The 1,376-nt window shown below is 63.5% G+C and carries 1 pseudogene; it reads right to left on the minus strand.

The features are described from left to right. Positions 1–1,348, minus strand: a pseudogene (locus tag AC1DVA_RS28360) (RNA helicase); the annotation flags it as partial. Between the last annotated feature and the right edge of the window lie 28 nt (positions 1,349–1,376).

Raw genomic sequence — 1,376 nt, forward strand, 5'->3', positions numbered from 1 at the left:
CGACAGGGGCATGCCCCAAGGCGCGCTCCGCCGCCATAACCGCTTCCATCGCGGCAAGCTCGATTACTCTACGAGCCGCTGTATCCGCAGCGAAATTGTTCGGGATGCTCAGTGTCTGACGAGCGTCCAGAAGCCCCCGCGGGATGACCACCATGCCGCCACGCACGCGCGGCGGCTGAGATGAGATGAAGCGCTCGCGCTCGAGCTGGTCCATCCGGCGCTTCTGACGCTCAGCTAGATCTTCAGCCCGGCGTTGAGCGTTTTGCCAGCTGAGCCGCGTCTTCTTGCCGGCCTTTTCCTCCTCCTTCAGCTCGAAGGCCCGGGAGTCCCAGTAGTTGATCTCCTTCTTCAGCCGGGCGCGCACCTCTTGCTCGACCTTTTCGATCTCAGGCAGGCGGCGTGTCTTGACCTCCGCAACATGCGCCTGCGCCAGCTCAACCGTGGCGAAACGGATGGCCGCTTTTTCCAGCTCGCTTGTCAGCCAATTTTCGTCGAGCAGGTCGCGCACGGAGCCGACCTCTTCCGCCGTGGCCGGGCGAAGGTTGAGGTGCGGCGCGATCCCGGCGTTGACCGCCTGGCCCGCTTTGTTGATCGCGGCGAACTGGAGCCGCTGGGAGATCACATGCGGCTTGCCGGTGCTCATCGTGCGGCCGTCCTGGACCGTGTGCTCCAGAAGGAAGATCGCGGACAGCGCATCGCCCGGATCGGTTTCGTCGACCAGGATCGCGCCCTGTCGCATGATCTGTTCATACTGCTCCCGGATGAGACTGATCACTGCCTCCAGTAGCGGGTGCCCAGGACAGATGAACGCCGCGACCGGCTGCTGATTGATCTGATTTTTCTCGAAGCAGATCCGCTCGTATTGTTTTTGGATCGGCGCGCCGGTGCCGATTTGGCGGTCGCGCTCGCGGATGCGCACCGGCACATGGGAGACCTCCCAGCGGCCATCTTCCCGTCGCTTGAGGCGACCTCCGAGATGCTGGAACGCCTCGACGAAGAAGCTCTGGATGTGATGCGGCTGAAGGCGAAGTGCTTCGGCCCGCTCCATCTCGAGCCGCAGTTCCTCGACCTTTGCCTCGGGCATGGTGTCATTGGTCAGCGCCCGGCGGCGAAGCAATTCCAGCAGATGCGTCTGATCGACGGCGCCATCAACCTGTCGGAAGAGGCGCGCTTTCACATCCCCTTGCTCGCCATATTGGATGGCCTGGAAGAGAAGGTCTTTCAGCGGGGTGCCTTCGAAAAGCTCGCCAAGCACGTCGTAGACGCGACCGCCCAGCGCCTCGCGGGCGGCCTCCAGCTTTTCGAGGAGGCGCCCGTAGACCTCGCCTTCGCGCGTGTCGGCCGCCACGAGATTCCAGAGGTGACAAACCTCGGTC

The organism is Allobosea sp. P4_C6, assembly GCF_056402015.1.